This window comes from Nocardioides sp. (assembly GCF_034670285.1).
Taxonomy (GTDB): domain Bacteria; phylum Actinomycetota; class Actinomycetes; order Propionibacteriales; family Nocardioidaceae; genus Nocardioides.
This window is the reverse complement of the sequence record NZ_JAXMNS010000566.1, coordinates 1-1741: the sequence shown is the minus strand read 5'-3', so window position 1 is coordinate 1741 and position 1741 is coordinate 1. Positions and strand designations below refer to the sequence as shown.

Below are 1741 nucleotides of genomic sequence, written 5' to 3'. Positions count from 1 at the left end.
GTCCTGACCCTCGGGTTCGCCAACTCCGGTGCTCGCGAGTCCTTCGAGGCAGGCGGCAGCGCCGAGATCGTGCGGCAAGCCGCGATCGACGTCGTGGGCACCGCCTGGCGGATCGAGACGATCATCGATCCCGGCGCCAATCCCGAGCAGGGTCCGCCGCCCCCGGCCCAGCCCGCGGCGCCGCAGGTGCCGGCTCCCGAGCCGGCCCGGGCCTGGGACGAAGCCCCCGCAGCGGCCCCCGAGGCGCCGCCCGCGTGGCTCGACGAGGCCCCTCCTGCCGCTCCGCCCGCCCCGCCTGCTGAGACGGAGGCAGCCGCCGCGCCGACCGATCCGGCCGCCGTCCAGGCTGCCCGGGGCGCGATTCGACAGACCCGCGGCAGCGACGAGGGGCCCGACACGAGCGAGAAGGAGGCCCTGGCCGCGGCCGACGCCGGGGCCAGCCCCGACGACCTCGACGCCGACTCCGAGGCGCTCGGCACCGACGACCTGCTCAAGCGCGAGCTCGGAGCCCAGATGATTGAAGAGATCCCGCACCAGTGAGACGCACGATCCTGACCAACGCACGACCCGGATGGAGAACCCGATGACCCAGAACCCCTTCGAGGCGCTCGGCGGAGCCGGTGGCTTCGACATGAACGCCCTGCTCGAGCAGGCCCAGGCGATGCAGGCCACGATCGAGTCGGCTCAGAAGCAGCTCGCCGAGACCGTGGTCGAGGGCTCCGTCGCCGGCGGCGCCGTGACCGTCAAGGTCAGCGGTGTCGGTGACCTGCTCGGGGTCGACATCACCCCGGGCACCGTCGACGGCGCCGACGCCGAGTCGCTCGCCGACCTCAGCGACCTTGTCGTCGCCGCCTACCGCGAGGCCAAGGCCCAGGCCGACCAGGCAGCGTCCGACGCGCTCGGTCCGCTGGCCGGCGGTGCCGGTGGCGGCGGGATGCCCGGGATGCCCGGCGGCGCCGGGGGCCAGCTCGGCTTCTGACCCGGCTTCTGACCCGGCTCCTCACACCGACTGCTTGCGCCGGCGCCCCACGCCGACGCTCCCGGCCCCGACCACCGTTCGGGGTGGGGGCGCGGGCGTCTAGGCTCACGGTGTGTACGAAGGCGTCGTCCAGGACCTCATCGACGAGCTCGGGCGACTGCCCGGGATCGGACCCAAGAGCGCCCAGCGCATCGCCTTCCACCTGCTCCAGGCCGAGCCCGTCGACGTACGCCGCCTCGCTGACGTGCTGATCGAGGTCAAGGCCAAGGTCAAGTTCTGCGTGACGTGCTTCAACGTCTCCGAGGACGAGCAGTGCCGCATCTGCCGCGACCCGCGCCGCGACCCCTCGTCGCTGTGCGTGGTCGAGGAGTACAAAGACGTCGTCGCCATCGAGCGCACCCGTGAGTTCAAGGGTCGCTACCACGTGCTGGGCGGGGCGATCTCGCCCATCGACGGCATCGGACCCGACCAGTTGCGCATCCGAGAGCTGATGATCCGGCTCTCCGACGACGCGCTCACCGAGATCATCCTCGCGACCGATCCCAACCTCGAGGGAGAGGCGACCGCGACCTACCTCACCCGTCAGCTCAAGCCGTTGGGGTTGCGCGTGACGCGGTTGGCGAGTGGACTACCCGTAGGCGGCGACCTCGAGTACGCCGACGAGGTCACCCTGGGCCGCGCATTCGCAGGAAGGCAGACCGCACCATGACTCCGATTCCTTTCGCCGGCCCCGAGGTCGACTCCGAGACCGAGGAGTTCGCC

General features: G+C 71.9%; 2 protein-coding genes and 1 pseudogene. All 3 read left to right on the top strand.

Annotation, left to right across the window (positions count from 1 at the left end; all coding sequences use genetic code 11):
* Window positions 1-540 (top strand): annotated as a pseudogene (locus VOI19_RS19110) (DNA polymerase III subunit gamma/tau); the annotation flags it as partial.
* A 43-nt stretch (window positions 541-583) separates the two neighbouring features.
* Window positions 584-979, top strand: a complete 396-nt coding sequence (locus tag VOI19_RS19105; protein WP_323794512.1) for a YbaB/EbfC family nucleoid-associated protein — start codon at window positions 584-586, stop codon at window positions 977-979.
* 112 nt (window positions 980-1091) lie between these two features.
* A complete protein-coding gene (recR, locus tag VOI19_RS19100; RefSeq protein ID WP_323794511.1) occupies window positions 1092-1688 on the top strand; it encodes a recombination mediator RecR in 597 nt (198 codons plus the stop codon).
* Window positions 1689-1741 lie beyond the last annotated feature (53 nt).

Excerpts from the sequence above, each read along its gene's own strand:
- VOI19_RS19105 (WP_323794512.1), top strand. The coding sequence starts at position 584 with ATGACCCAGAACCCCTTCGAGGCGCTCGGCGGAGCCGGTGGCTTCGAC.